Genomic DNA, 25294 nt, shown 5'->3' with positions numbered 1-25294 from the left:
ATTACCTTGTCTCCAGTTTTAGGGTGGTCACCTAGTACAACCGTTTCCTCAATATGGATTACTTCATATCCAACCGCTATACGTCGGTTTCCGTTAATAACAAAAAAGACATCTCCTTTTTTATTCTAGAAAAACACTCCCAGCCATGTTGAGATTTATCAAGATCAAAAAATGCGCCTTCTCTGATGGATTTATAAATCTTTCCATGGGCTCTACCATCAGTATTATAAACTAAATATTTCAAGATTCACTCTCCAATAATTTGTTGTTACATCTCGTTAGTGATACTTAACCCTTCTGTTATCAAATGCAGGCATCGTTCCTTCTAGCACATCAACAACTCTATTTTTCATTACACTGCATTCAATCGCCCCCGGGGTATATGTGATCCTGTGTCCATTTCTCCGATCAAATTCACAGTGAATTATTTGCTCAGCATCACATACAACCGCAAGGTTTGGGTTATGTGTTACCATGATTATCTGCCGCTTTTGTTTTGCCTCTGTTAACACTGGAACAAGCAAGCTAACAACTGTTTCATTGTCTAGATTCTCTTCCGGCTGATCTAGAATTATTGGGTTATTGCCTTTATCTACAAGCAAATAGAATATAAGAAGCAATGCTCCTCGCTGACCCGGGGAAAGCTGCTCAATTTGAGCATCCTGAAACGTCAAAGTGTATCTTGGTTCAAGGTATTCCAAGCTAAAAATAAAATTATATACCTCATGTGCATCTCGATCTTTGCGTAAGATTGATGCAATTCCAGCTTCATTTTTTGATGCTGCTTCAAGTTTATTATTTAACTCAGATACAAACGAAAGCACTGATTCTTTATCGTCAAAGTTATGCCTATCAATTAAATCCTTTATCACAGACAAACTCTCCGACTCTCCCCTAAACTCACCAGATGCTTGCTTTATAAAGGAGAATAGCTTCGTTGATACCTGATCAATAGTTGTGCTCAGCTCCGCACTAAACTGTAATTTATACTCATCACGTATCAGAGAATTATTTTGAATGAGTGACTGAACAGGTTCAAATAGAGCTTCGCGTTTCTTTCTTTGTTCTTCCAAGATGTCATAAACTCTTCCTGCTAGCAATATTCTTTCATCTTTCAGCCTATCTCTTCGTATAGGAAGCTCCTCTAATTGTTCCTTTCTATTCTTGAGACCTTCAAGAGAATCAGGTGCCTCTTTACTGCCCTCTAATTCAAATTTTCTTTCTTCCCAAAGTTTTAGTTGATCCAAATATTTCTGGTGTGATTGTTGAGGAGCATTTAATTGAGCATTTAAAGACGCTCTCTTGTTTTCAAGTGCCTTTTCATCAGCTTCTAGTTTTTGGATGCCGGCTTTTAACTCAACATCGCGAGCAGATGTCGACTTTTCGATGTCAGATATTGAATGTTTATCGACTTGGAATTTAATGAGATTGCTAACCTCTAAACCTAACAGCTCAAGGTCGATATCAAACTCTGAACTAAACTGCTTAACCGCTCGTTCAACAACCTCAAGTCCTTCTTTGATGCTTTTACATGCCTTTCGTTTGGCAGCAAGATTGGCAACTTCTTCTTGATATTCTTTTCGCTTATTTTTTATATCTTCAAGCTCTGTAGAAATAGAAGCCAAATTTTCTGCTGCTTTTTGCTGTTCAGGGGAAAGCTTATCTGTTGGCTCAGGAACTTCAGGAGGTCGATTCTTTAAATGTTCTTCAAGCAACCTTTTCTTTTGATTTAGCTGCTCTTCTATACCTTTACGCACCTCGTCGGTCATCTGGTTATCAACTGACTCTATCTGCCAGTTAATCTTATGTAATTCGCTACGTAGGCTTTCTAAATTGCTTCTTAATGAGCTTTCTTGTTGCTCAATAAGTTGATCGAAATCATAAGCACCTAAACGAATTGACTCATCGGCATGAGAGAAAATCACAGACCTCAATTCATTTTCAAAAGCGCTTGATTTGCCCGAAACATGGGAGTTACAGAGCTCTTCAAAATGGCCCTGAGGGATATATTTAACGAGCTCGACATTTTCAGTAGCAGGATTTTCGTTGAGACTTTTTTCTAGCTCTTGCTCATCAACCCAAGTAATCTTTGCCTTGAAATTTTTGGCAGGCTCGCCGGTTTTTCCTCTAAAACGATTTTCTTTTAAGAAAGAAAAGTGATGGCTTTGCTTTGAGTTTCCAAGTAGTGCGGTAATATCTGCGAGCGCACTTTTACCACTCCCTTTATTCCCGATAATGGCAACCATGTCGTAATTTAGGGCCAGTTCTGTTCCATCAAGCCATGGGTCAGTAGTCGGCGAATCACTGTTCTTTATAACCTCCAGTTTATCAATAAATTGGCTTCGGTTATTTTTAACCAATAAACACTTCGGAGGCGTTGACCCGATAAATGAGCGTTTAGCTGGCTCTTTAATGGCTTGCTTTAACCCCTCAAATGTTGGATTGGCTTTGATCCACGTGGTTTTATCTGAAGGGTAGTCACCGTAACCGCGACGGTTGCATTTCCCTAGCTCACCAGTGAACCTATGTGCGTCGCTCCCCGATACGGCAAGCCTAGGTATATTTCCCAATGCGTATTGAAAGTTACTTATCCAATTCTTGTTTTCCTCAGTCTCAATCCCAGCAAAAGCAGCCCACAGAGCAGGGGTCCTCGTTTCAAAAATTGGTGATGTGTCGAACAACTCGAGCACATAAGCGTAGTGTTCCTGCCATTCTACAGCGGCTATTCCATCGTTGGTATTAAATGGCATAAAGCCAAGAGCCAGTCCGTTAGGCACACTGCGAAGCGCCTGTTTGTAGCTCTCGCATGTTATTTCCGCGACAGTTGAACCTGCTTTTAACGCAACCTCATCACTCTGATCTACTTCATTTTTATCGAAGCCTCTGGTACGTAAAAAGTCCTCTCCTACAGTGCGAGCAAGAGATTTCAGTGAGAAATCGGAAAGTGGTCTATTGATTAACGCAACATGCAACGCAGCACGAAAATCCCTTAGCTCCTGATCATCAATTTTATCTGAGAACAAAACATGAGCATTAAGCCGTCCTTCCATAGGAGCAACCAACCGTAACTCAATACCAGGGAAAACTGTCTTTTCTAGTCTTGGGGCTTCTGGTTGAGCTAAACGGCGTTTTAATGCGAACCACCCATCAAACGTCCAATAATCCATGATGGCGAACACCGCTGGCTCGGCAGCATTTAATGCATGAATCATTTCATCAACTATCTGGGTGTTCTCAGGTGAATCTGCGTTAGAGGTAAATTGTGGGCCCTCCCAATGGAAAGAAGCTGGAGTATGAATATGAAGATCCCATTTTCGCCACTCTGACCCTCGATTGTAATTTCTGTCCATCATGTAAGATCTTATTCCTTTTTATTCAATATGAGGCAACAAGCGTGAAGCACTTAGAGCATGTAACGCCGCGCTCTGCGGCAATTTTGGTGTGCAGCGGAAAAATTGTCCGCCAGCAGCGCTTTGTTAGCTTACATCGTACGAAGCTAAAATTCCTTGGCGATACCCGTCAGCAAAAGCGGCCTGCACACTTTTATGCCTTCCTGCTCCGGCTTGACTGTCAGGTAACGTTGAGTAATCTATGCTCAATGTTTGCGCTCTAGCGAGTCCTAATTCAAATCCTCGCTCATAAGCGCAACCAACGCACTTATGACGTCCATTAAATTTGCTCTGGTCATCTGGCAGTAATTCAAAATCTTGGTTATACCTATGTGGTTTATTGCAAATCATAATAATATTCCATCAGTAGACATTTTAGATACAGAGCTTGTTACAAAATCAAGGATATTGAAGTAATACTTACACCACCAATACCCTCTTGGTGATATTTCGTAGAATCTTTCAGTGCCTCAAGAATTAAATCGGAGTCCATCATATTAGGCTCATGATCCAACTCGATCTCAAATTGTTCATTCGAAACACCATTTCCATTTCTACATTCATAATCAATCAAAAACTTCATACTCTGGACCTCATTATGTAAGCTAACTCCGCGCTCTAGCGAACCCCCTCATAAATCTTTTTTGAAACAATGAGGTAGATGCACATCGCTCCCTCTGATCTAATGAATTTCTCCAAAAACACACCCGACACAGACAGATTCAATAGTGATGCAAACGATGCAGATGACCAAATCCTACTACAAACACTGTCAAAGCAGTGCCCTAAAATTCACAAAAAACGGCTTATTTCTCATACTCTAGCCACTAAAATGAAGCGCAAGTAGAGTGGATTAGTAGACTTTCTACCTATTCTTATCACTATTACTTTTAGATACCCTTCCAAAAACTTCTTTTACCAATTCGTTAATAGGGCTCGCATGATTGTCTTTTGACTGAAAAAGTCTAATTGGATTTTGAGAGAGGTTTGCGATGGAAATTGATAGAAGCTCATGAAGTAATCCATCTTCTACTTCTATAGCATGCTTCTTATATCCCTCAAAAGCCATAGCAGATGCGTATTTGTAAGCGTAATCTTCTCTAATACGAGAGAGATAACCGTATTGTTTCGCACTCATCCAAGCCAACCAAACAAAAGGAGTAGCTAATAACAACTTAGTGAAAATACTCCAATAAGCAATATCTCCATCTGATTTTAATGCTGGAGTAATAAAGTAAACAGCCACACTAAATATCAACACTATCGCTAGGGCGAATATCACTCCCCACATTAAAATAGGTTTATTCAACTCTTCTTTTCTAGTCTTAAAGGAACCTGCCATTCCAACTCTATTAGCATTTCCTAGTGTATCCTGTATCTCTTTTTGCTTTTCTGAATTCAACTGGATCTGCTCTTTAAGCTCTTCCGAAAGGGAATTTATCGTACCCAACATAGAGTCAGATTCAGATTTCAAGTCTTGAGACTTTGTTATTAGATTATTTAGCTTTTCGGACGATTCAATTAAAAATTCCTTTTTCGATCTAGCTTCGTCTTCGTGCTTTTCAATTGACTCGCTATTTGACTCACATTCTACTCTAAACGAGGATATATCATCTGAGTTCCCTCTAGAGGTTTCCAATAGAACTAAAAGCTCGTTCTTAACTTCTTCAATTTTTTCTTGATTTTCAGTTACACTTTGCAAGGATTGATCAACCGTTCTAAATCTATCTTCGAACTCCTCATATGATTTCTTCAGTCTCTCATAGTTTTCTTTTATTTCTGCCGCAGCGGCTTCTTTTCGAAGTGATTTGTCAACTACAACGATATAGGTAAATCTCACTTGATCTCTAATTTCAGTCAGGCTATCAATAAAGGCATCAAATTTCTTTTCTTTCAAAAAACCCTTTGCATCATCGTTTAAATAGTCCTTGCAAACACTTATTAATTTAGAAACTTTCCGCTTTAATACGGTTATTTCAAAATGTGGTTCTAAATCGACTAACTCGTAGCTTAATTCATAAGAATGGTCAATGAAGTCAATAATAAGAGACTTACTAATACCGGAGTAACCAAATATATCATCTCCTTCTGGGAGATTTTTCTCGGCTAGTCTTTTTAATCGAGTCAGATTTGATCTGATTGTTTGCATAACTCCCTCATTTACTGGATCACAATGTATTAGTAGGAACACTCGGTTTGTTATAACCGGCAAAAATAATTTTCATACTTAAATATTTGATATGAAAATTTTCAACCAATCAAATAGTTTCCTTCTCTACGAAAGTGTGCATGCTGCCTATCATGGCGGATTCACTGCCCCCCACGCTACCGCCCGCCGGTTTTGGGCACCCGATAGGCCATTTCCCTTTTTGTAGTAAGGATTAGCCTAACAGAGGCGTGATAACGTTTTCATTCCCTAATGTCCAAAATGTTAGCTAGCGCTAATTCTGTGAGATTGCTTCGAGGATTTGGCCGAGATCTTGCGGGCGTGTTGGTTGGGTCTAAAAAGCCAGTCGGGGCTGCCATTTTTTGTGGATGCTTCCAAAAAACGTGCAACTGGTGTTTTTTTACGCAAAATTAATCTTTATTTCACCAAATTTGTACAACAAAGTGTGATTAAGGTTGGTATAATTTTCACCACTTTAATCTCCTCCGCACGCTGCTGGATATTTGTGCTGTGAATATAGACGTCAATAACCTCCTGCTCCAAAACGATATTTTACTCCTTTTTGTGGTTCTCGCCCTCGGCCTCGCAGTCGGAAAGATCAAAATTGGTAGTGTGCAACTCGGCGGATCCATCGGCGTGTTGTTTACCGCAATCATTTTTGGCAACGCGGGGTTCACCTTCTCGCCCGAAACCCTCAGCATCGGCTTTATGCTGTTTATCTACTGCGTGGGAATTGAGGCGGGGCCGAACTTTTTTGGCGTCTTTTTCCGTGACGGAAAATCATACCTATTGCTTGCCTTGGCGGTGTTACTCAGTGCCATTGGCTTAACCCTGTTCTTCCAAAACTATTTGGGGTTGGATATCAGCATTGCCACCGGCATGATGGCCGGTGCGCTCACTGCCACCCCGGTATTGGTCGGCGCTAAAGATGCGCTTAACTCCGGCTTAACCGGCGCGGAAGGCGAACAGCTGGGGATGATGATTGATAACCTCAGTGTCGGCTATGCCATGGCTTACCTCACCGGCCTGGTGAGCTTGATTGTGCTGGCGAAATTGATGCCGAAGTTGCAGCGCCATAACCTTGAGCACTCCGCCCAACAGATTGCGATTGAGCGCGGCTTGGGCAGTGAATCACAGCGTAAGGTCTATTTACCCATTATTCGCGCCTATCGGGTGGGGCCTGAATTGATCGATTGGATTGATGGCCGCAACCTGCGTGAGCTAGGTATTTATCGCCAAACCGGCTGTTATATCGAGCGTATTCGCCGTAACGGTATTTTGGCTAACCCTGATGGGGATGCCATTTTGCAGCAAGGCGACGAGATTGCCTTGGTGGGTTATCCCGACAGCCATGCGCGGCTGGACCCGAGCTTCCGTAACGGTAAAGAAGTGTTTGACCGCGATCTGCTCGACTTGCGCATTGTCGAGGAAGAAATCGTGGTAAAAAACGACAGCGTGGCGCAGAAAAAGCTGTCGGATTTAAACTTGTCGGAATACGGCTGCTTTTTAAACCGAGTGGTGCGCGCTCAGGTTGAGATGCCGATGGACCAAGGGATTATCCTCAACAAAGGCGATGTGCTGCAAATCAGTGGTGAGAAAAGCCGCGTAAAAGGCTTGGCCGACCGCATCGGCTTTATTTCGATTCATAGCCAGATGTCGGATTTGCTCGCCTTTTGCTGCTTCTTTATTTTGGGGCTGGGCTTGGGGATGATCACCCTCACCTTCGGTCAAGTGACCTTTGGCCTGGGTAATGCCGCTGGCTTGCTGTTGGCGGGGATCAGCCTCGGCTTTTTACGTGCCAACCACCCCACTTTCGGCTATGTTCCCCAAGGGGCGCTGAATATGGTGAAAGATCTCGGCCTCATGACCTTTATGGCTGGCATTGGACTGAGTGCCGGTAGTCGGCTGTTTGATTACATCGCGGACATGGGTTTTTCGGTGATCTTGGCCAGCATTGTGATCAGTGTTATTCCGGTGATTGTCGCCTATTTGATTGGTGCGTATTTGCTGAAGATGAACCGCGCGCTCTTGTTTGGCGCGATCATCGGGGCAAGAACCTGTGCGCCGGCGATGGATATGATCAATGAGCATGCCCGCAGTACTATTCCCGCTCTGGGCTATGCCGGCACTTACGCGATTGCCAACGTTATTTTGACCTTGGCTGGCACCTTGATGATTATTTTGGTGTAACGTCACGCGAGAGACGAGCGCTGAGTCAGCCAAAATTCAGTTAATCAAACCTATAATAAAGGCGTCCATCTCGGGCGCTTTTTTGTTTTACAGGGGCTTTTATGCAGGTACTCATTATTGAAGATGACTCGATTTTAAGTCATCACCTGAACACCGAACTCAGTGAACTCGGCCACCATGTTCGCTGTGCCAGCACCGCCAGCGAAGGGCTTTATTACGCTGACCAATACCCCAATGATATTGCTATTGTTGATCTCGGTTTACCCGATCAAGATGGGATTAGCCTGATCCGTGATATTCGCGCCAAAGGGCTGCGCCTGCCGATTTTGGTGCTTACCGCGCGCGCCAACTGGCAAGATAAGGTCACGGGCTTAGATGCCGGCGCGGATGATTATTTAGTAAAGCCGTTTCAAAAACCGGAACTGGTGGCGCGATTAAACGCATTGGTGCGTCGCAGTGCTGGTTTTGTGAAGCCCACTATCACCGCTGGCGATATCGAGTTAGATTTGTTGGCGAAATCGGTCACCGTCAACGGGCAAGCACTGGAGCTCACCGCCTTTGAGTACGATTTGTTTGAGTACCTGATTCGTCACAGTCGCGAAGTGATCTCTAAGCAACGCTTGCTCGATGTGCTGTATCATGACCAAGATGGCGACCCTAACACCATTGAGGTGATGATCAGTCGTCTGCGTAAAAAGCTGATCCAATCCGGCCATGACAACCCGATATCGACCGTGCGAGGTCAAGGGTACCTTTTCGACATTCAAGCTGAGTAAACCATGAAGTTAAGTCATATCACCTTGTGCCGTTGTCGGCCACGGCTCCGTACGCGCGTACTCGCTACCTCCATTGGCATTATTCTTCTTTTCTCGATTGCGCTCGCGGCGTTGATTAATAAGTTGTATCAGCAAAACTCAATGGCGTCCTACTCTCGGGATCTGGCCTCACAGGTTCCGATGGTCATGGCACAATTGAGTAAAGACGGACTGATCCAAGCTGACGAGCTCACGGCGTGGATCCAATCGTTGGATCCCTCTAGCAGCGACTATATGTCTATTCTTTGTACTAAAGATAAACATACGCTTTGGACGTCGCGAGATGTTCGTGCCTTTGATATTGATGATATTTGCTCCCTGTTGCCTGATCTGACCAAAAAACCGCAATACCTTTCTATTGCCGGTTTTAATGTGGTTGCTCAACGCCTGTCTTCCGATAAGCAGCCTGACAACAGCGATAATCGCTTATTTGTACTGCGCAACGTGGACAAACAAAAACAACAGTTAGCCGATTTAGAAGCAGAGACCTGGTTTTATATCAGCTTGCTATTTTTTTCTGCTTCAGCATTGGTGGTGGCCGCCTGTCATTGGAGCTTTTTGCCATTGCGCCGGTTAGCGAAAGAACTGATTGCGATTACTGAGTCACGCCGACAAACGCTAGACAATGATTACCCTGACGAGCTGCAAGATGTGACTCAGGCGCTTAACCGGATGATCACTCAACGAGAAAAGCAAAAATCCCGTTATCGCCACGCCATGGATGATTTGGCGCACAGCTTAAAAACGCGTTTATCCGCCACCAATGCCCTACTCGATGATAATCATCTGTCGCGCGAGCAGCTGAATAAGCGGATTTTAGAGCAGGTCAGCCAAATGGATGACATGGTGCAATACCAGCTCAAACGCGCATTGGTGGGGCAATGTGGACTGAAACGTGAAGATAGCCCACTGACCGCACCGATCGATAGCCTGACAGGCATGTTAGATAAAGCTTATCGGGATAAGCCTGTCACGGTTGTGCGAATGTTTAATGAGAATGCATCCTTGCCCATTCATCGGAGTGATTTGATGGAGTTACTAGGTAACTTACTGGAAAACGCCTATCGGTTTTGCCTTGAAACAGTTCAAATTCGGCTCGACGATCACGGCGAAGTGTGGCAATTGGCGATTGAAGATGACGGCCCCGGGGTGCCAGAGCGATATCGAGAAAGCATATTCCAGCGTGGTGTGCGTGCCGATCAGCTCAACCCCGGCACCGGCATTGGGTTAGCAGTGTGCGATGAAATCATTGCCAGTTATGATGGCAACATCCACGCCAGCGATTCACCGCTGCAAGGGGCGGCGTTTGTGCTGACCATTCCCAAGCGCTAGCTAAGCCAGACGGTCAGCTTAAGCGCGACGCCAACAAACAGATAGTCTCGCTCGACCACCAGCAGCAAACAAAAAACGCAGCCCAAATAGCCAAATAGTGGCTGCGTTTTTAGGAGTACGTAACAGGCGTGAATGCGTTTGCTGAGCGCCGCGGTTCATTCCTCTTCCGGGTCGGCGAGCAAATCGTCTTTGGCTGCCATCATATATTGATACATGGACCAGTAAGTGAGGCCTGTCGCTGCATATAGCGCGATATAGCCTAACCATTCAATCCAAGGCGCGCCATGCCATAACAGCATAGTCAGCGCGAACATTTGCGAGCCGGTTTTAAATTTACCCACCCAAGATACCGCCACACTGGCACGTTTGCCGATTTCGGCCATCCACTCACGCAGAGCTGAAATAATCACTTCACGCGCGATCATAGTCGCTGCGGGGATCGTCACCCACACCGAGGAATAATGCTCTACGATCAATACCATGGCGATCGCCACCATCACTTTATCTGCAACCGGATCCAAAAAAGCGCCAAACCGGGTAGACTGCTTAAGACGACGCGCTAAATAGCCATCTAACCAATCGGTCGCGCCCGCAATGATAAAAATCAGTGCCGCCGCAAACGGTGCCCAAGCATAGGGAAGATAATAGGCAATCACAAAGACCGGGATCAGCGCAATGCGCAAAAAGGTCAAGATAGTAGGTATATTTAGACGCATGCTCAGCTTTTTATTTTAGGGTTAACCCGGTTATGTTGCCCCATTGCTAGTAACCTTGCAATGAGGAATGAATTTTCTCTGCCAATGTGGCACTGATCCCTGGGACCTTGGCGATTTCTTCAGCACTGGCATTTTTCAGTTCTTGGATCCCCCCCAAATATTTCAGCAGGGCCTGACGACGTTTAGGGCCCACCCCTTCAATTTGAGTGAGTACACTTTGTTTGCGCGCTTTTCCGCGAGCGGCACGGTGTCCGGCAATGGCGTGGTCATGGCTTTCATCACGAATATGCTGAATAAGGTGCAACGCTGGTGAGTCAGACGGCAGCGAGAATTCTTCTCCTGACACCTTTATTAAAGTTTCTAGCCCGGGCCGACGGCTGGTACCTTTAGCCACACCCAGAATTAAGGGATTAATCGGCCAGTCAGCAATTAAGGGGCTAAGCACTTCCCAGGCACGATTTAGCTGACCCTTACCGCCATCAATTACAATAATATCAGGGATTTTTTCTGGCTCGACTTGCTTGCTGTAACGGCGCGTCAGTACCTGCGCCATCGCGGCATAATCATCGCCACCGGTGATCCCTTCAATGTTGTAACGGCGATACTCTTTTTTCAGCGGCCCCTCTGGGTTGAACACCACGCAGGAGGCGACCGTTTTCTCGCCCATAGTGTGGCTGATATCAAAGCACTCCATCCGCTTAACTGGCTCTAAGCCTAGGGTTTCTTGCAGCGCTTGATAACGATTCTGGATAGTCATTCGATGGTTGATCTTACTGGTCAAAGCAGTGCGCGCATTGGTATTGGCCAGCTTCAAAAAGCGGGCTCTGGCCCCGCGTGGTCGGCTTTGTAGGCGCACATTACGACCGGCAATTTCACTCAAGGTATTCGACAGCCAGCCAAGGTCGTCACCGATATCATCGGAAATCAGGATATGGCTTGGAATGGTGCGCCCTTCCGCTTGCGCCAGGTAAAACTGGCTCACAAAGCTGGAGACCACTTCACCAGGGTCGGTTTCTGCCGGCATTTTGGGAAAATGGCTGCGACTACCCAGCACCTTCCCTTGGCGCAGGAAGAGCACATGAATACAGGCCACCCCGTTTTCCAATGCAAAGCCGATAACGTCGATGTCATCATCACTGTCTTGCGAGACAAATTGCTGCTCTTGCACGCGGCGTAACGCTTGAATCTGGTCGCGGTATTCCGCCGCCTTTTCAAATTGCAGCTGTTGGCTGGCGGTTTCCATCTTGGTCACCAAGCTGTCGATCACTTCGCGGTCTTTGCCTTGTAAAAACAGACGAGCGAAATTGACTTGCTCGGCGTAATCGTCATCACTGATCAGCCCTGGCACACAAGGGCCGGAGCAGCGACCAATTTGGTACATCAAGCAAGGACGGCTGCGGTTGGCATATACCGAGTCTTCACATTGGCGAACGGGGAATATTTTCTGCAATAAGTGCAGGCTTTTACGCACCGCATTGGCGTCTGGAAAGGGGCCAAAATATTCGCCCTTTTTCTTTTTCGCGCCACGGTGGATAGCTAAACGTGGATGTTCGTGCCCACTCAGATAGATGTAGGGATAGGATTTATCATCGCGCAGTAGCACATTATACTTCGGCAGATGCTGCTTAATTAGGTTGTGCTCAAGGATCAGTGCTTCGGTTTCTGAGTGAGTCACCGTCACTTCCACATCGGCAATGTGACGAACCAATGCTTTGGTTTTCTCGCTCGACACTTGTATCCGAAAATAGCTCGCCAAACGCTTGCTAAGATCTTTAGCTTTACCCACGTAGATGATCTCACCCGCCGCGTTCATCATGCGATAAACACCCGGCTGGTGAGGCACCGTTTTCAGAAAACTTTTAGCATCGAAGGAGTTAGGCACTGCGCGATCTCGTACTACTTTTACGCCATGTTAAAGCGTTTCGGTATCTAACATGCCGTGGCGAATAGCAAGGTGGGTTAATTCCACATCACCGTTGATATCCAGTTTACTAAATAATCGGTAGCGGTAGCTGTTCACCGTTTTCGGACTCAGACTTAACTGCTCAGAAATATCAGTCACTTTTTGCCCTTTGGTGATCATCAGCATGATCTGCAATTCGCGCTCTGACAGCTCTTTGAAAGGATTATCAGAAGAGGCAGAGAACTGACTAAGCGCCATTTGCTGGGCAATGTCCGGTGAGATATAACGCTGGCCGCTATTGACCATGCGGATTGCATTCACCACTTCATCGGCACCGGCTCCTTTGGTCAAATAACCCGCGGCTCCCGCTTGCATCACCTTGGTGGGGAACGGGTTTTCTGTATGGATCGTGAGCACAATAATCTTGGCATCCGGCGAGTAACGAAGCAACTTACGTGTGGCCTCCAACCCCCCGATACCTGGCATATTCATGTCCATTAGGACAATATCGGCGTGATTCTGCCGGCACCATTTGAGTGCGGCTTCACCGCTGTCGGCTTCCCCTACCACTTTTATGCCACGAACGTCTTCTAAAAGACGTCGAATCCCTGTGCGAACCAGCTCGTGATCATCTACAAGGAACACATTGATCAAACTTGTATCTCCACTTGGTTTGGTTCGCCAACATGCTGCATCAAGGCAACGGTTGGACTTCTCTTACGCATATTACTTGAGTTTTACCACGGATGAAAAGCCAACAACAGAGCAGATGTGTGCAAATGCAAATATTCATACACTAAGCCGCCAAAAAACAGCCAACTTGACTGAATTATCACCAATTTGGTGACGTTCGAGGCAAGTTGACTGCAATAAACAGCGTAAAACCCGCTTTACGTGTCAGAAATTCTTAACACTTCGCGGGGCAAACACACAGACTAAGACAGGCTTAAGCATAAGTACTTCATTTCTAGGTATTCATCGAGTCCCCAGTGTGAGCCCTCACGGCCAAGGCCCGATTGCTTCACTCCACCGAAAGGCGCGACCGCGGTCGAAATCAGGCCAGTGTTGATCCCTACCATGCCATATTCCAGCGCTTCGGCAACACGGTGCACCCGGCTGATGTCTTTGGCATAAAAGTAAGACGCTAACCCAAATTCGGTGTCATTGGCCATGGCGATGGCGTCCGCTTCTTCTTCAAAAGAAAACAGCGGTGCCACGGGGCCGAAGGTCTCTTCTTTGGCTATCCGCATCGCTGGGGTCGCGTATTTAATCACCGCCGGTTGAGTATAGTTTTCACCCAGCTCAGGGCACGCGCCACCCAGCTCAATCGCGGCACCTTTTTGCTTGGCATCGTCCAGGTGGGCATTCACTTTGTCCATTGCCCCCTTATTGATGAGCGGGCCGATATCTACGCCGTCGTCGGTGCCTTTACCCACCTGCAATTGGCTCACCGCCTTAATAAACTTCTCTGCAAAGGCTTCATACACACCCGCTTGCACATAGATGCGGTTCACACAGACACAGGTTTGCCCTGCGTTACGAAACTTCGCCGCCACGGCACCTTCAACCGCGGCATCAATATCGGCGTCATTAAACACAATGAAAGGCGCATTGCCGCCCAGCTCCAGCGAAAGCTTTTTAATGGTCGGGGCGCATTTTTCCATCAACTGTGCACCGATTTCGGTCGAGCCGGTAAACGAGAGCTTACGGACGCGTCTGTCAGCACATAAGGTATCACCGATGGGGCCCGACGCCCCGGTCACCACACTGATCACTCCAGCTGGCAGACCGGCTCGCAACGCGAGTTCACCGAGGGCCAGTGCCGATAGCGGCGTGTCACTGGCAGGCTTCACCACCATAGTACAACCCGCCGCCAATGCTGCGGCCGCTTTACGGGTAATCATCGCCGCTGGAAAGTTCCACGGGGTAATCGCCGCGGTCACGCCAATCGGCTGCTTGATCACGGAAATACGCTTATCCGCTTGCTCCGCGGGAATGGTCGCGCCATACACTCGCTTCGCTTCTTCTGCAAACCACTGTAAAAACGAGGCCGCGTATTGGATCTCGCCCGCGGCTTCTTTTAACGGCTTGCCTTGCTCAGCCGTCATGATTGCGGCTAAATCATCCTTGTGCTCGAGCATCAGCTCGTACCAGCGATAAAGCACGTCAGCCCGCGCTTTGGCGGTTAAATCTCGCCATTCGGGTAGCGCCGCATCCGCGGCATCAATGGCGCGGCTGGTTTCCTCCGCCCCCATATTAGGTACCGTCGCCAAGTGCTCCCCGTTCGCAGGATTAGTCACTGCGCGGGTTTGTTGGCTATCGGCATCGACCCACTTCCCATTGATCAGTGCCTGTGTTTTTAAAAGCTCAGGATCCTGCAAATGCATAGTGGCTCCTTATTTGTTGAGGAAAAGATAATCTTTGAGGAAAAAGATGGTCATAGCGTGATAAGGGCACCTTGCCAGCTAAGACACAGTACGACAAGATAAGGCGCAATACTGTTAATAATAAGCCAGTAAAGCCATCTTGCCTACGTGATTAGATAGTCTGTGGCGAGCTCGTCAATGAAGACAATGGGTGACTCGGTTCGTTGCTAATCAGACAGTCACGCTCGGTTTTACAACATAAGGCTGACCCTCAGGTGCAAACACAGCTGGCCTCTCAAACCGATAAAGGATGCTCTATGCGTATTTTTAGCCAGTTCGACAGCGGGAATATTCGCGTTGTTAACGATGACGACATCAACAACATTCAACTTGCCATTCACCACGACAATCAGTCTGAGTTTTATCAGTGGTTCCACTTTCGCTTAGAGGCGCAAGTCAATCAGGCTCACACACTGCATATTCAGCAACTGGCAGGCTCGGCCTATCCTGAAGGTTGGAGCGATTATCAAGCCGTTGCCTCTTACGATCGCGATACCTGGTTCCGCGTCCCCACCGAATTTGACGGCGACACCTTGACCATTAACGTAACGCCGCAACATGGTTCGATGTATTTCGCCTACTTCGCGCCGTATAGCTATGAGCGCCACCTGGATTTAATTCACCAAGCGCAGACCTATCCACAATGTCAGCTAGAAACCCTCGGCCAGACCTTGGATGGTCGTGACATCAGTCTTTTGAAAATCCGCTCAGAGCTCAGTGAGTCTGCGCAGGAAAAAACGCCGATTTGGCTGATTGCTCGCCAACACCCAGGCGAAACCATGGCGGAATGGTTTATCGAGGGGCTGCTCGACCGATTGCTTGACGACACCGACACCACTGCCCGTGCGGTGTTGGAAAAGGCCGACGTTTACGTGGTGCCCAATATGAACCCCGACGGCAGCGTGCGCGGCCACTTGCGCACCAATGCGGTGGGCGCCAACTTGAACCGAGAATGGCAAGCCCCTACGCTTGAGCGCAGCCCCGAGGTGTATCATGTTCGTGCGCGTATGGAGCAAACAGGGGTGAAAATGTGCCTCGATATCCACGGTGATGAGGCGATTCCGTATAACTTTGTGGCCGGTTGCGAGGGGATCCCTTCTTACGATGCGCGTATGGCGGATTTAGAGGACAGGTTTAAGCGCGCCCTGCTCACCGTGACGCCAGAGTTCCAAGACGAGCACGGATATGACAAAGACGCACCTGGCAAGGCCAATCTGACCGTGGGCTCAAACTGGATTGGTGAGCGTTTTAAATGCTTGTCGTACACGGTTGAAATGCCATTTAAAGATCATAACGACCAACCGGACCCGGATTTTGGTTGGTCACCTGCGCGCAGCCAAGCCTTCGGTCGCGATATGCTCAGTGCCATCCTCAATGTGGTGGATGCACTCTAGCGCGCACTGAATCGATAACGCGTGATGAAAGCCGGTGCCTTGTCATCGGCTTTTTCTATTTGAGTGATTGATAATTTCAACTTGGGCGAGCGACGTCACCCGCTTATATTAGACACAAATAATTCAACGAGGAAACCCAATGACAACCTTGACCTCACGCTGCCCTCACTGCCAAGCCATGAACCGCATTCCAAGCGAGCGGGTAAATGACGCGCCCAAATGCGGCAAGTGTCAGTCGGATGTGCTGGACGGTAAACCGATTGAGGGCACCAGCGAAAACTTTAACGCGTTGCTAAATAGCGATGTGCCTGTCGTGGTCGATTTTTGGGCCCCGTGGTGTGGCCCATGCCAAAGCTTCGCGCCTGCCTTTTCGGCAGTGGCCGAGCAAGAAGAAGGCCGCGCACGTTTTGTTAAAATCGATACCGAAGCGCAGCAAGCATTGGCGGCGCAATATCGTATTCGTAGCATTCCGACGCTAATGGTATTTAAAAACGGCGAGCGCGTTGACGTACTCAACGGTGCCCTGCCACAAAATGCCTTTAGCGACTGGTTGAGCCAGCACCTTAGCTAATCGCTATTCGCTATTCGCTATTCGCTATTCGCTAACCATCATTTCACAATAATAGCGCGGCGCTATACCTTCAGCGCCGCGCCTTGTTTTACCGCACGGATCGCCACATTGGTATTGATGTCTTTAACCATCGCCAGGGTCTGTAACTGGCGCATAAAGGCTTCGTAGTGCGGTAAATCTCGCGTCACCACTTCCAATAGATAGTCATAAGTACCTGAGATCACGTGGCCGTTGATGACTTCATCCATTTCCACCAGTGCGTGCTCGAAGGTAACAATCGCCTCTTCTCGGTGATTGCTCAAACTCACGTTGACAAAAAAGGTCATGTTAAGCCCAATCCGTTGGCGGTCGAGCGTGACCTGATAGGACGCTATCACCCCATCGGCTTCCAGCTTTTTGATTCGTCTTGCACAAGGCGAAAACGACAACCCAACGGCATCAGCGATTTCCGCCGTGGTGCGGCGCGCATCGTCTTGTAACAGCGCCAGAATGGCTTTGTCTTTACTGTCCAAACCCTCTCCTTGGTAATTTTCATCAATTATTTACCATTAACCGATGATAACCACTAATAGAGGATGAAACTACCCGTTAATTTGCCACCAATCCCTCCCTTGACGCTGCCACACTAACTGCATCCATTATCAAGGAAGTAATCAACCATGCCTGCCTCCTCTCAACGTTTATTAGGCCTCGCCGCCATGCTTGTCACTGTGACCATTTGGGCGAGCCTGTTTATATCATTGCGTCAAGCCAGCCAGTCGGTGTTAACCAGTGGCGATATTGCCCTACTGCGCTTTTTGCCTGCGGCCCTGCTATTTGGTTGGCTGAGCCGTCATCGTGTGCGCCATATTTTTGCCGTGCGCAAACGCTATCTGTTTGCGATTGCTTTTGGGGCGGGTTTACCGTTTTATCTGCTTGCCGCGACAGGTATGCAATTTGCCCCTGTCGCCGATGGCGCCTCGTTAATTCCTGGGATCTTGCCACTGTTTGTCTCCGCCATTGCTTGGGGCGTTTATGGCGAGTCGCTCTCGGTGGGACGGCGATTAGGGATTGGGCTGATCGTGATCGGCATTGGCGCGTTTTTGTGGCATTCGCTGTTCTTCTCACCGTGGAGCGTCACCCAAGGCCATTTGATTTTGCTCGCAGCCAGCATCAGTTGGGCGTGGTTTACCATTGGCGTGCGTGTCACGGGCTTAAATGCCGCAGAAGCCGGGGCGGTATTAGCGATGTCAGCCGTCTTGCTGCTGCCCGTGGGCGCGATGAGCGGGCTTATCTCGTTTAACCTGCTCCAAGCCCCTCTCGGCGAGCTGGGCTACCATGTGCTGGCGCAAGGCTTGGGCGTGGGGATCATTGCCAATTACAGCTATGCGTTTGCGATTCGCCGTTTGGGCGCAGAAATGAGTGCCGCAATAGGCGCATTCACGCCCGTGGTGGCCGCACTGATCGCGATCCCCGTGTTCTCGGAAACCGTCAGTGCGCTTACCGTGGTGGCAATGTCATTGATTGTATTGGGTGCGGTGCTCGCCAGTGAAGGGATAAAGTGGCGTCGCGCACAAACAAAAAGCGGCCCACAGGCCGCCTAAGATTGTTTAAGTGTTAAATTCACACCCAACGTAGCGTTTAAAGATGATCGCCACGACGTAATGCATCAATGCGTTTATCTAACGGAGGGTGAGTCATAAATAGCTCACTCAACGTTTTCTTACCGTTGATGCCAAATGCCATCATTGAGCCTTCCAATTTCGGCTCATGGCTGACTTTTAAACGCTCCAGCGCCGCAATCATTTTCTGTTTGCCCACCAGCTGCGCCGAGCCAGCATCGGCGCGGAATTCGCGATGACGGCTAAACCACATGGTCAGGATGCTGGCCAGAATGCCAAACACAATTTCCAGAACCGAGGAGATGAGGAAGTACATCATCCAGTTGCCGCCGCCTTCACTTTCTTCATTATTGTTCATGCCACTGACCGCGCCCGCGATCACACGAGAAATAAAGATCACGAAGGTGTTCACCACCCCTTGCATTAAAGTCATGGTGACCATGTCACCATTGGCAATGTGGCTCACTTCGTGCGCCAGTACCGCTTCAGCTTCATCACGAGTCATATTTTGTAGCAAGCCGGTCGATACCGCGACCACGGAATCATTGCGCTTCGCACCAGTGGCAAAGGCGTTGATGTCAGGCGAGTTGTATACCGCTACCGTTGGCATACCAATACCAGCACGCTGCGCTTGCTGACTCACGGTGTTCATCAACCAGTGCTCAGTTTCATTGCGTGGATGCTCAATCACTTGCGCCCCCACTGAGCGCAATGCCATTGATTTTGACATCAATAAGGAAATGATGGAGCCGCCGAAACCGAATACCGCTGCCAGTACCAGCAACCCAGACAAACTCCCCGGCTGCATGCCTGTCACGGCATAAATGATATTCAGCACAATACTAAATACGACCAGCACCGCGAGGTTGGTAGCGAGAAATAATCCTATGCGTTTCATGGTGTGTCTCCGTCGCTTAAACCCAGTGTTTAGCGCTTATTTGTTGTAATGATAAAAATAGTATGGGCATTAAAGATAAAAACAATCCTTTGATGCAATTTGTTACGAATAAAATGATTGAATCAGCCCACGGGGAATGGATCGCAACGCGACTCCGCTGACCAGTTAGTGTGGCACGTTATTCCTATCTGATCTAAATAAATTGTGATGCAACGCAACGTGCCATTTTTAACAATCCATTCAAAGATTTAACAATCATCGAGACATAAAAGCCCAATAAAAAAGACAAAAACCACCCAGTATAGACTTTGGTCGAGTTGCCATTGCCGTTTACTCAGGCTAGTTTATGCGCAGCCGTTTAAAACTATGACGCTGCTGCGCGACACGAGCCAACACAGCAATGGGCCGATGGACAATAAAGCGTCATTTCAACTATCACGCTTGCAACCACCAAAGGTGACAAGCGCATCGTTAACAACGCAACGCGTTATCAATGGAGTGAGACCATGGCAGAGCAAGAAAACTACCGAGTCGCTATCGACATCTTAACCTGTCATCTCGGCATGAGCTTCGATGAAGCCTGCTCAGAGCTTGGGTTAGCGTCGGATGACGCGTCAGCAGCGCGCCAGATGGCCGAGGTTCAGCAAAGCCTAATGGGTGTTCGAGACGACCAGAAGTAATTGTCTACCCGCACTGACTACCTGAATAGACAAAAGCCAGCACAGCGCTGGCTTTTTTGAACGCTACATTCTCGCAATATATTTACAACGGCTTAATATCTAAGTAGCTCGCGCATTGTTCTGGCGAGGCTTCGGCATCAAACGGTAAGTATCCCAGACAAGGCGCATCTAAATGCGCATCAAGATAACGCACCATTTCCTCGCTGTGCTGCGCGTCAGGGTCAACCGCATTCGCCACCCAGCCTGCCAATGTAAGCCCGCGCGCACGAATCGCCTCGGCGGTGAGTAAGGCATGATTTAAGCAGCCGAGTTTAATGCCCACCACCATGATCACCGGTAATTGATGCGCGACGACCCAATCGGCCAGCGTTTCAGTCTCACTCAGTGGCACTTGCCAACCGCCGGCGCCCTCTACCAATACCGGATTGGCCTGCTGTTTTAAATGCGCTAACCCGTCGCTAAGTGTCTGGGTATCAATCGGCGTATTGGCTAACGCAGCTGCCCAGTGCGGCGAACACGGCGTTTCTAACAACACTGGATTGATAGCGGCATACGGCAATGCAATCGCACTGGCACGCTTTAAAGTGACAGCGTCACTATTTAGTTGGTGGTCGGGGGCTAAATCGGCACCAGCCGCAACAGGTTTATAGCCCACCGCTTGATGACCCTGTGCGATAAAAGCTTGCAACAGCGCCGCAGTAACGTAGGTTTTCCCAACTTCGGTGTCGGTGCCGGTAATAAAATAACTGTCATGCATGATGGTGAATCACTATGTAGCCAATTTGATAGGTCGCCGGTAAGGTGTCGGCGGCAAGAGCAAAACGCTGATACGCCTTTTCTACCGCGCTAAACTGCGCTCTTGTCGCCAGCCCTTGCTGCCCCACGCCTTGCGGACGGTAGGTTGCACCAATGCCTTTTAAGCTTTTCATCACCGCATGGGCATTGGCAAAAGTCAGCTGCTCGCTCTGCTGATAAATAGTGGCATGCGCAAGCCCAGCGGTTTGGGTTGCCTGCTGTAACGACGACAACGAAATAAACCGGTTCACCCGTGACGCACCGCATGCTTGTTGCCACGCGCTGTCGAGTTCACACAACGAACCGGCAAGGAGGGTTGAAACCAAAATTTGCCCACCGGGTTTAACGACCCGACTCAGCTCCGCCAATGGCACGTGCAAATCGTCACACCATTGCAGTGCTAACGAGCTAAATGCCAGATCGACACTGTTATCGGCCAGCGGCAAATGCTCCGCATCTGCTTGTAGGCCTAGCATGGCATCACCGCAGCGCGCTTTTGCAGTGGCTAGCATGGGGGCACTGAGATCCAGTCCAATCACTGTCTTGGCTTGAGTGAGCCACCGCTGAGCAAAGTAACCTGTACCACAGCCGACATCCAACACGGTCCCCTCACGCATATCACGCCGATCGTGCTTGGCGAACGCCATCAGGCGCTGACCCACTCGGCGCTGCAGCGTCGCACTGTCATCATAATGGGGCGCGGCTCGGCCAAACGCTCTGGCAATCGCTTGTTTATCGGCGACGGTCATGGCGTCACCTCGCACGCTTTGTCACATGCTAATACCGGCTTAAGCGCCTCAATCAGTGCGGTGATATCTGTTTTTTGATGCTGTGCCGACAAGCTGATCCGCAGGCGTGCGGTATTGGCAGGTACAGTCGGAGGCCGAATCGCCCCCACCCGAATGTGCGCCTTCATCAAAGCGTGATTCACCTGCTGTAACGCTGCCAAATCGCCGATAATCAGCGGTTTTATCGGGCTAGGTGTCGCGAGCAGTTGCGGTAAAGGCTGCCTATTACCAGCGTGCGGTTCGAAAGCAGACGTCGTCTCTAACCAGTCGTGGAGGCCTTGCGCTAGCTGTTCGGCATGGGCGCTGAGTGTTTCTCGCCGCCAATTCTCTGTTCGTGCCAGCTTAATCGCATCCTCAATGAGTGCCGCTTGCGCAGGTGGCATGGCGGTCGAATACACATAATGGCGCGCGAACTGACGCAAATAATCAATAATGGTGGGAGAGGCCAGCACTGCCGCTCCTGCGACACCTAAGGCTTTTCCAAACGTCACGATTAAAATATCCGGCCGTGCGCCACGACTGATACTGCCCTCACCTTCTTGCCCTAACACGCCAATCCCATGCGCATCATCCAGTGCCCAGAGCGTCCCCGATTGGTTGGCAATCGCGGCAAGTCTTTCGGTTAGCGATATATCGCCATCCATGCTGAATACCCCTTCTGAGACAATCAGCGATGCCGATGGATGAGTCTGCTTGGCCAGCAGCTGGCAAAGGTGTGCCATGTCGTTATGACGAAAACGACGCTGTGTGGCAGGGCTCAATACGCCAGCCTCAATCAAGGAGGCATGGTTGAGTTTGTCTTGAAACAAGACATCGTCTTTACCTAACAGCGTAAAGAGCAAGGCTTGGTTGGCGGCAAAACCACTGTTAAACAGTAGCGCTTGCGAGTAACCGAGCCAGTCACACAGCTGATCACAAAGGGATTGATGCGCCGCGGTAAAACCGGATACCACCGGCGAGGCCGTTGCGCCCACCCCCCAACGTTCAAGGTGCTGCTGCGCCCTTTTCACCAGTCGTGGGTCTTGCGCAAGGCCCAAGTAATCATTCCCCGCAAAGTTGCGCCATGACTCGGCGACAGCATTGTCACCACTTTGCCGCCATAAGCCTTGTTGCTGACGTGCGGCCAGTTCATCCTGATAACGGCGGATCAGCGCTGATGTTGTATCAGTCATGGGGATTTAGACACTGGCGTCGTAGAACAAATCGCCCTCTTGCGGGCGCGCTGCGACTCGCTCGGCCACTTGCTCAAGTAAGTCGTGCTCAGTGACTTGATCGGGCTTTTGGCTGACCGCTTCGCGATTAATACCCAGCTTTTTAAATAGCTGCATATCCGCGTCTTCGTCAGGGTTTGGTGTGGTCAACAGCTTGCAGCCGTAGAAGATCGAGTTCGCGCCAGCCATAAAGCACAAGGTTTGCATTTGCTCGTTCATGTCTTCGCGGCCGGCAGACAGCCGCACTGCCGATTTGGGCATCATGATCCGCGCCACCGCAATAATGCGGACAAAATCGAACGGGTCGACGTCATCGACGTTCTCAAGCGGTGTGCCCTTTACTTTAACCAGCATGTTGATTGGTACGCTTTCTGGGTGAGCAGGCATATTGGCCAGCTCGACCAGCAGACCAGCGCGATCGCGGGCACTTTCACCCAGCCCAATAATGCCGCCGGAACACACCTTCATTCCCGCGTCTCGCACGTTGGATAAGGTATCGAGGCGTTCTTGATACGTCCGCGTGGTAATAATGTTGCCGTAAAACTCAGGTGAGGTATCGAGATTGTGGTTGTAGTAATCCAAACCCGCCTCGGACAAGGTCTTGGCTTGCTCCGCATCCAACATGCCCAGTGTCATGCAGGTTTCCAACCCTAATCCTTTGACGCCTTGGATCATATCGAGCAAATACGGCATATCGCGTTGCTTGGGGTTTTTCCAAGCGGCCCCCATGCAAAAGCGCGTCGCGCCTGAAGCTTTGGCTTTTTCTGCCGCTTCGAGCACCTGTTCCACTTCCATCAGTCGTTCTTTTTCAACATCGGTACGATACCGCGCACTTTGCGGACAATACTTGCAATCTTCTGGACACGCGCCGGTTTTGATCGATAACAGCGTGCTGACTTGCACTTGGTTAGCTGGATGATATTCGCGGTGCACTTGCTGCGCTTCAAACAGCAAATCCATAAAGGGTTTATCGAACAATGCTTGCACTTCCTGTGCGGTCCAGTTGTGTCTTATTTCCACGCGGTTTTCCCCGTTGTTGTCGTTTTAATGCTTGGCTAGTCTACCCACAGACGTTAACCTGTCAACACAACAAGATAACACTGGTTTACATCTGTTTTATTTATGAGCATTGACACCCATTTTGACCGTGAACATATCTGGCATCCCTACACCTCAACGCTCGACCCTTTGCCTTGCTTGCCCGTCTCACACGCAAGCGGCGCCGAGCTACATCTTGAAGATGGCACCGTTCTGATTGATGGCATGTCATCATGGTGGGCAGCCATTCACGGCTACAACCACCCTGCTTTGAACGCCGCAGCGCATCAGCAAATTGATAAGATGTCGCATGTGATGTTTGGCGGTCTTACCCACCAGCCCGCGGTATCGCTTTGTGAGCGCTTAGTCGCGCATTCACCCGCCCCGCTCACTCAAGTCTTTTTGGCCGATTCAGGATCGGTATCAGTAGAAGTAGCGCTTAAAATGGCGATGCAATATTGGCAGGGACGCGGCGAATCACGCGCACAGTTTTTGACCTTGCGTCATGGCTATCATGGCGACACGTTCGCCGCCATGTCGGTAACGGATCCTGATAATTCGATGCACAAACTCTACAAAGGGTTTCTGCCCCAGCATCATTTTGTGCCTTCCCCACAAAGCCGCTTTGACGGTGAGTGGGATCCTAGCGATATGCGCCCTATGCGCGAAGCACTCACCGCGCATCACGGCCAACTGGCCGCCGTGATCTTAGAACCCATCGTGCAAGGCGCAGGCGGTATGCGCTTTTATCATCCCGAATACCTGCGTCAAGTGCGCGCTCTGTGCGATGAGTTTGATGTGCTGCTGATTGTGGATGAAATCGCGACTGGCTTTGGCCGAACAGGAAAACTATTTGCCTGCGACCACGCGGGGATCAGTCCAGATATACTCTGCGTCGGTAAAGCACTGACCGGTGGCTACATGACCTTGGCTGCCACGCTAACCACCCGCCATGTGGCCGATACGGTCTGTAGCGGTGATGCAGGCTGTTTTATGCACGGCCCCACCTTTATGGGCAATCCACTCGCCTGTGCCGTGGCCTGCGCCAGCATGGATACCTTGCTTGAAAGTGACTGGCCGCAGACCGTCGCGCATATCGAGCAGCAGCTAAAAACCGGCTTAGCCCCCGCTCGCGCATTGGAATGTGTGGCGGACGTGCGTGTGCTTGGCGCAATTGGCGTAATAGAGCTGACCGACCCGGTAAATCTGGCCGATATTCAGCCCTTAATGACCGCCCAAGGCATTTGGGTTCGCCCCTTCGGCAAACTGGTGTATGTGATGCCACCCTACTGCATCCGCGACGACCAACTCCACCAACTCACCCAAGGCATGATCACCGCAATCAAGCAATTTTTTGATGAGTAGAGAGTCGATGACGCA

Annotated in this window: 21 protein-coding genes; 8 read left to right on the top strand and 13 right to left on the bottom strand. The window is 49.1% G+C overall.

The features are described 5' to 3' along the window. Positions 1–278 precede the first annotated feature (278 nt). From BUQ98_RS03685 to BUQ98_RS03665, 3 genes are all read right to left on the bottom strand, one after another. A complete protein-coding gene (locus tag BUQ98_RS03685) occupies positions 279–3353 on the bottom strand; it encodes a TrlF family AAA-like ATPase (protein WP_074212547.1) in 3075 nt (1024 codons plus the stop codon). Between the two features lie 427 nt (positions 3354–3780). Beyond that, a complete protein-coding gene (locus tag BUQ98_RS03675) occupies positions 3781–3972 on the bottom strand; it encodes a hypothetical protein (protein WP_074212545.1) in 192 nt (63 codons plus the stop codon). 282 nt (positions 3973–4254) lie between these two features. Next, positions 4255–5538 (bottom strand): hypothetical protein, encoded by a 1284-nt coding sequence (locus tag BUQ98_RS03665; protein ID WP_074212543.1) that lies wholly within the window; start codon positions 5536–5538, stop codon positions 4255–4257. Positions 5539–6066: 528 nt separating this feature from the next. On the opposite strand from BUQ98_RS03665, the gene BUQ98_RS03660 reads away from it, so the two are divergent. From BUQ98_RS03660 to BUQ98_RS03650, 3 genes are all read left to right on the top strand, one after another. Continuing rightward, positions 6067–7746, top strand: coding sequence for an aspartate:alanine antiporter (locus tag BUQ98_RS03660; protein WP_074212542.1), 1680 nt, complete (start codon positions 6067–6069; stop codon positions 7744–7746). A gap of 101 nt (positions 7747–7847) precedes the next feature. After that, positions 7848–8522: a response regulator gene (locus BUQ98_RS03655; RefSeq protein WP_074212541.1), complete on the top strand. Its 675-nt coding sequence runs from the start codon at positions 7848–7850 to the stop codon at positions 8520–8522. Positions 8523–8525: 3 nt separating this feature from the next. Then, positions 8526–9893: an ATP-binding protein gene (locus tag BUQ98_RS03650; RefSeq protein ID WP_074212540.1), complete on the top strand. Its 1368-nt coding sequence runs from the start codon at positions 8526–8528 to the stop codon at positions 9891–9893. 155 nt (positions 9894–10048) lie between these two features. Here BUQ98_RS03650 and pgsA read toward each other — a convergent pair whose 3' ends face one another. The 4 genes from pgsA to BUQ98_RS03630 form a co-directional block, all read right to left on the bottom strand. Next, positions 10049–10609, bottom strand: coding sequence for a CDP-diacylglycerol--glycerol-3-phosphate 3-phosphatidyltransferase (gene pgsA, locus BUQ98_RS03645; protein WP_074212539.1), 561 nt, complete (start codon positions 10607–10609; stop codon positions 10049–10051). Positions 10610–10655: 46 nt separating this feature from the next. Then, the gene (uvrC, locus tag BUQ98_RS03640; RefSeq protein WP_074212538.1) at positions 10656–12491 is read right to left on the bottom strand and encodes an excinuclease ABC subunit UvrC; all 1836 of its coding nucleotides are present in this window, start codon (positions 12489–12491) and stop codon (positions 10656–10658) included. 30 nt (positions 12492–12521) lie between these two features. Next, positions 12522–13166 (bottom strand): UvrY/SirA/GacA family response regulator transcription factor, encoded by a 645-nt coding sequence (uvrY, locus tag BUQ98_RS03635; RefSeq protein WP_074212537.1) that lies wholly within the window; start codon positions 13164–13166, stop codon positions 12522–12524. A 281-nt stretch (positions 13167–13447) separates the two neighbouring features. Continuing rightward, entirely contained in the window at positions 13448–14899 is a 1452-nt protein-coding gene (locus BUQ98_RS03630) for an NAD-dependent succinate-semialdehyde dehydrogenase (RefSeq protein ID WP_074212536.1), read from the bottom strand. Between the two features lie 296 nt (positions 14900–15195). Between BUQ98_RS03630 and BUQ98_RS03625 the strand changes: the two genes are divergently transcribed. After that, on the top strand, positions 15196–16332 hold the full coding sequence (locus tag BUQ98_RS03625; protein WP_074212535.1) for a M14 family metallopeptidase: 1137 nt from the start codon (positions 15196–15198) through the stop codon (positions 16330–16332). A gap of 139 nt (positions 16333–16471) precedes the next feature. Then, positions 16472–16903: a thioredoxin TrxC gene (trxC, locus tag BUQ98_RS03620; RefSeq protein WP_074212534.1), complete on the top strand. Its 432-nt coding sequence runs from the start codon at positions 16472–16474 to the stop codon at positions 16901–16903. 62 nt (positions 16904–16965) lie between these two features. On the opposite strand, the gene BUQ98_RS03615 is transcribed toward trxC, so the two are convergent. After that, a complete protein-coding gene (locus tag BUQ98_RS03615) occupies positions 16966–17415 on the bottom strand; it encodes an Lrp/AsnC family transcriptional regulator (RefSeq protein WP_074212533.1) in 450 nt (149 codons plus the stop codon). Positions 17416–17562: 147 nt separating this feature from the next. Between BUQ98_RS03615 and BUQ98_RS03610 the strand changes: the two genes are divergently transcribed. After that, positions 17563–18486, top strand: a complete 924-nt coding sequence (locus BUQ98_RS03610; protein ID WP_074212532.1) for a DMT family transporter — start codon at positions 17563–17565, stop codon at positions 18484–18486. Between the two features lie 37 nt (positions 18487–18523). Here BUQ98_RS03610 and htpX read toward each other — a convergent pair whose 3' ends face one another. Next, positions 18524–19402 (bottom strand): protease HtpX, encoded by an 879-nt coding sequence (htpX, locus tag BUQ98_RS03605; protein ID WP_074212531.1) that lies wholly within the window; start codon positions 19400–19402, stop codon positions 18524–18526. 506 nt (positions 19403–19908) lie between these two features. Here htpX and BUQ98_RS17020 point away from each other — a divergent pair. Continuing rightward, complete coding sequence (locus BUQ98_RS17020) at positions 19909–20082, top strand: hypothetical protein (RefSeq protein ID WP_175566281.1); 174 nt, start codon at positions 19909–19911, stop codon at positions 20080–20082. An 82-nt stretch (positions 20083–20164) separates the two neighbouring features. On the opposite strand, the gene bioD is transcribed toward BUQ98_RS17020, so the two are convergent. From bioD to bioB, 4 genes are read right to left on the bottom strand one after another with little or no spacing between them, the layout of a single operon-like run. After that, positions 20165–20839, bottom strand: coding sequence for a dethiobiotin synthase (gene bioD / locus BUQ98_RS03600; protein WP_074212530.1), 675 nt, complete (start codon positions 20837–20839; stop codon positions 20165–20167). Beyond that, positions 20832–21626: a malonyl-ACP O-methyltransferase BioC gene (bioC, locus tag BUQ98_RS03595; protein ID WP_074212529.1), complete on the bottom strand. Its 795-nt coding sequence runs from the start codon at positions 21624–21626 to the stop codon at positions 20832–20834. Before bioC ends, bioD begins: the two co-directional genes overlap by 8 nt. Next, entirely contained in the window at positions 21623–22837 is a 1215-nt protein-coding gene (locus tag BUQ98_RS03590) for an 8-amino-7-oxononanoate synthase (protein WP_074212528.1), read from the bottom strand. The genes bioC and BUQ98_RS03590 overlap by 4 nt, the downstream gene beginning before the upstream one ends. A gap of 6 nt (positions 22838–22843) precedes the next feature. After that, positions 22844–23896 carry a biotin synthase BioB gene (gene bioB, locus BUQ98_RS03585; protein ID WP_074212527.1) on the bottom strand — a complete coding sequence of 351 codons (1053 nt, stop codon included), beginning with the start codon at positions 23894–23896 and terminating at the stop codon, positions 22844–22846. A 108-nt stretch (positions 23897–24004) separates the two neighbouring features. Here bioB and bioA point away from each other — a divergent pair, with 108 nt between their 5' ends. Next, positions 24005–25279: an adenosylmethionine--8-amino-7-oxononanoate transaminase gene (gene bioA / locus BUQ98_RS03580; protein ID WP_217693637.1), complete on the top strand. Its 1275-nt coding sequence runs from the start codon at positions 24005–24007 to the stop codon at positions 25277–25279. Positions 25280–25294 lie beyond the last annotated feature (15 nt).

Origin of the sequence: Salinivibrio sp. ES.052, from assembly GCF_900141775.1 — a bacterium.
Lineage (GTDB): Bacteria > Pseudomonadota > Gammaproteobacteria > Enterobacterales > Vibrionaceae > Salinivibrio.
The sequence above is the reverse complement of the archived record's forward strand: the minus strand, read 5'-3'. Positions and strand labels throughout refer to the sequence as shown.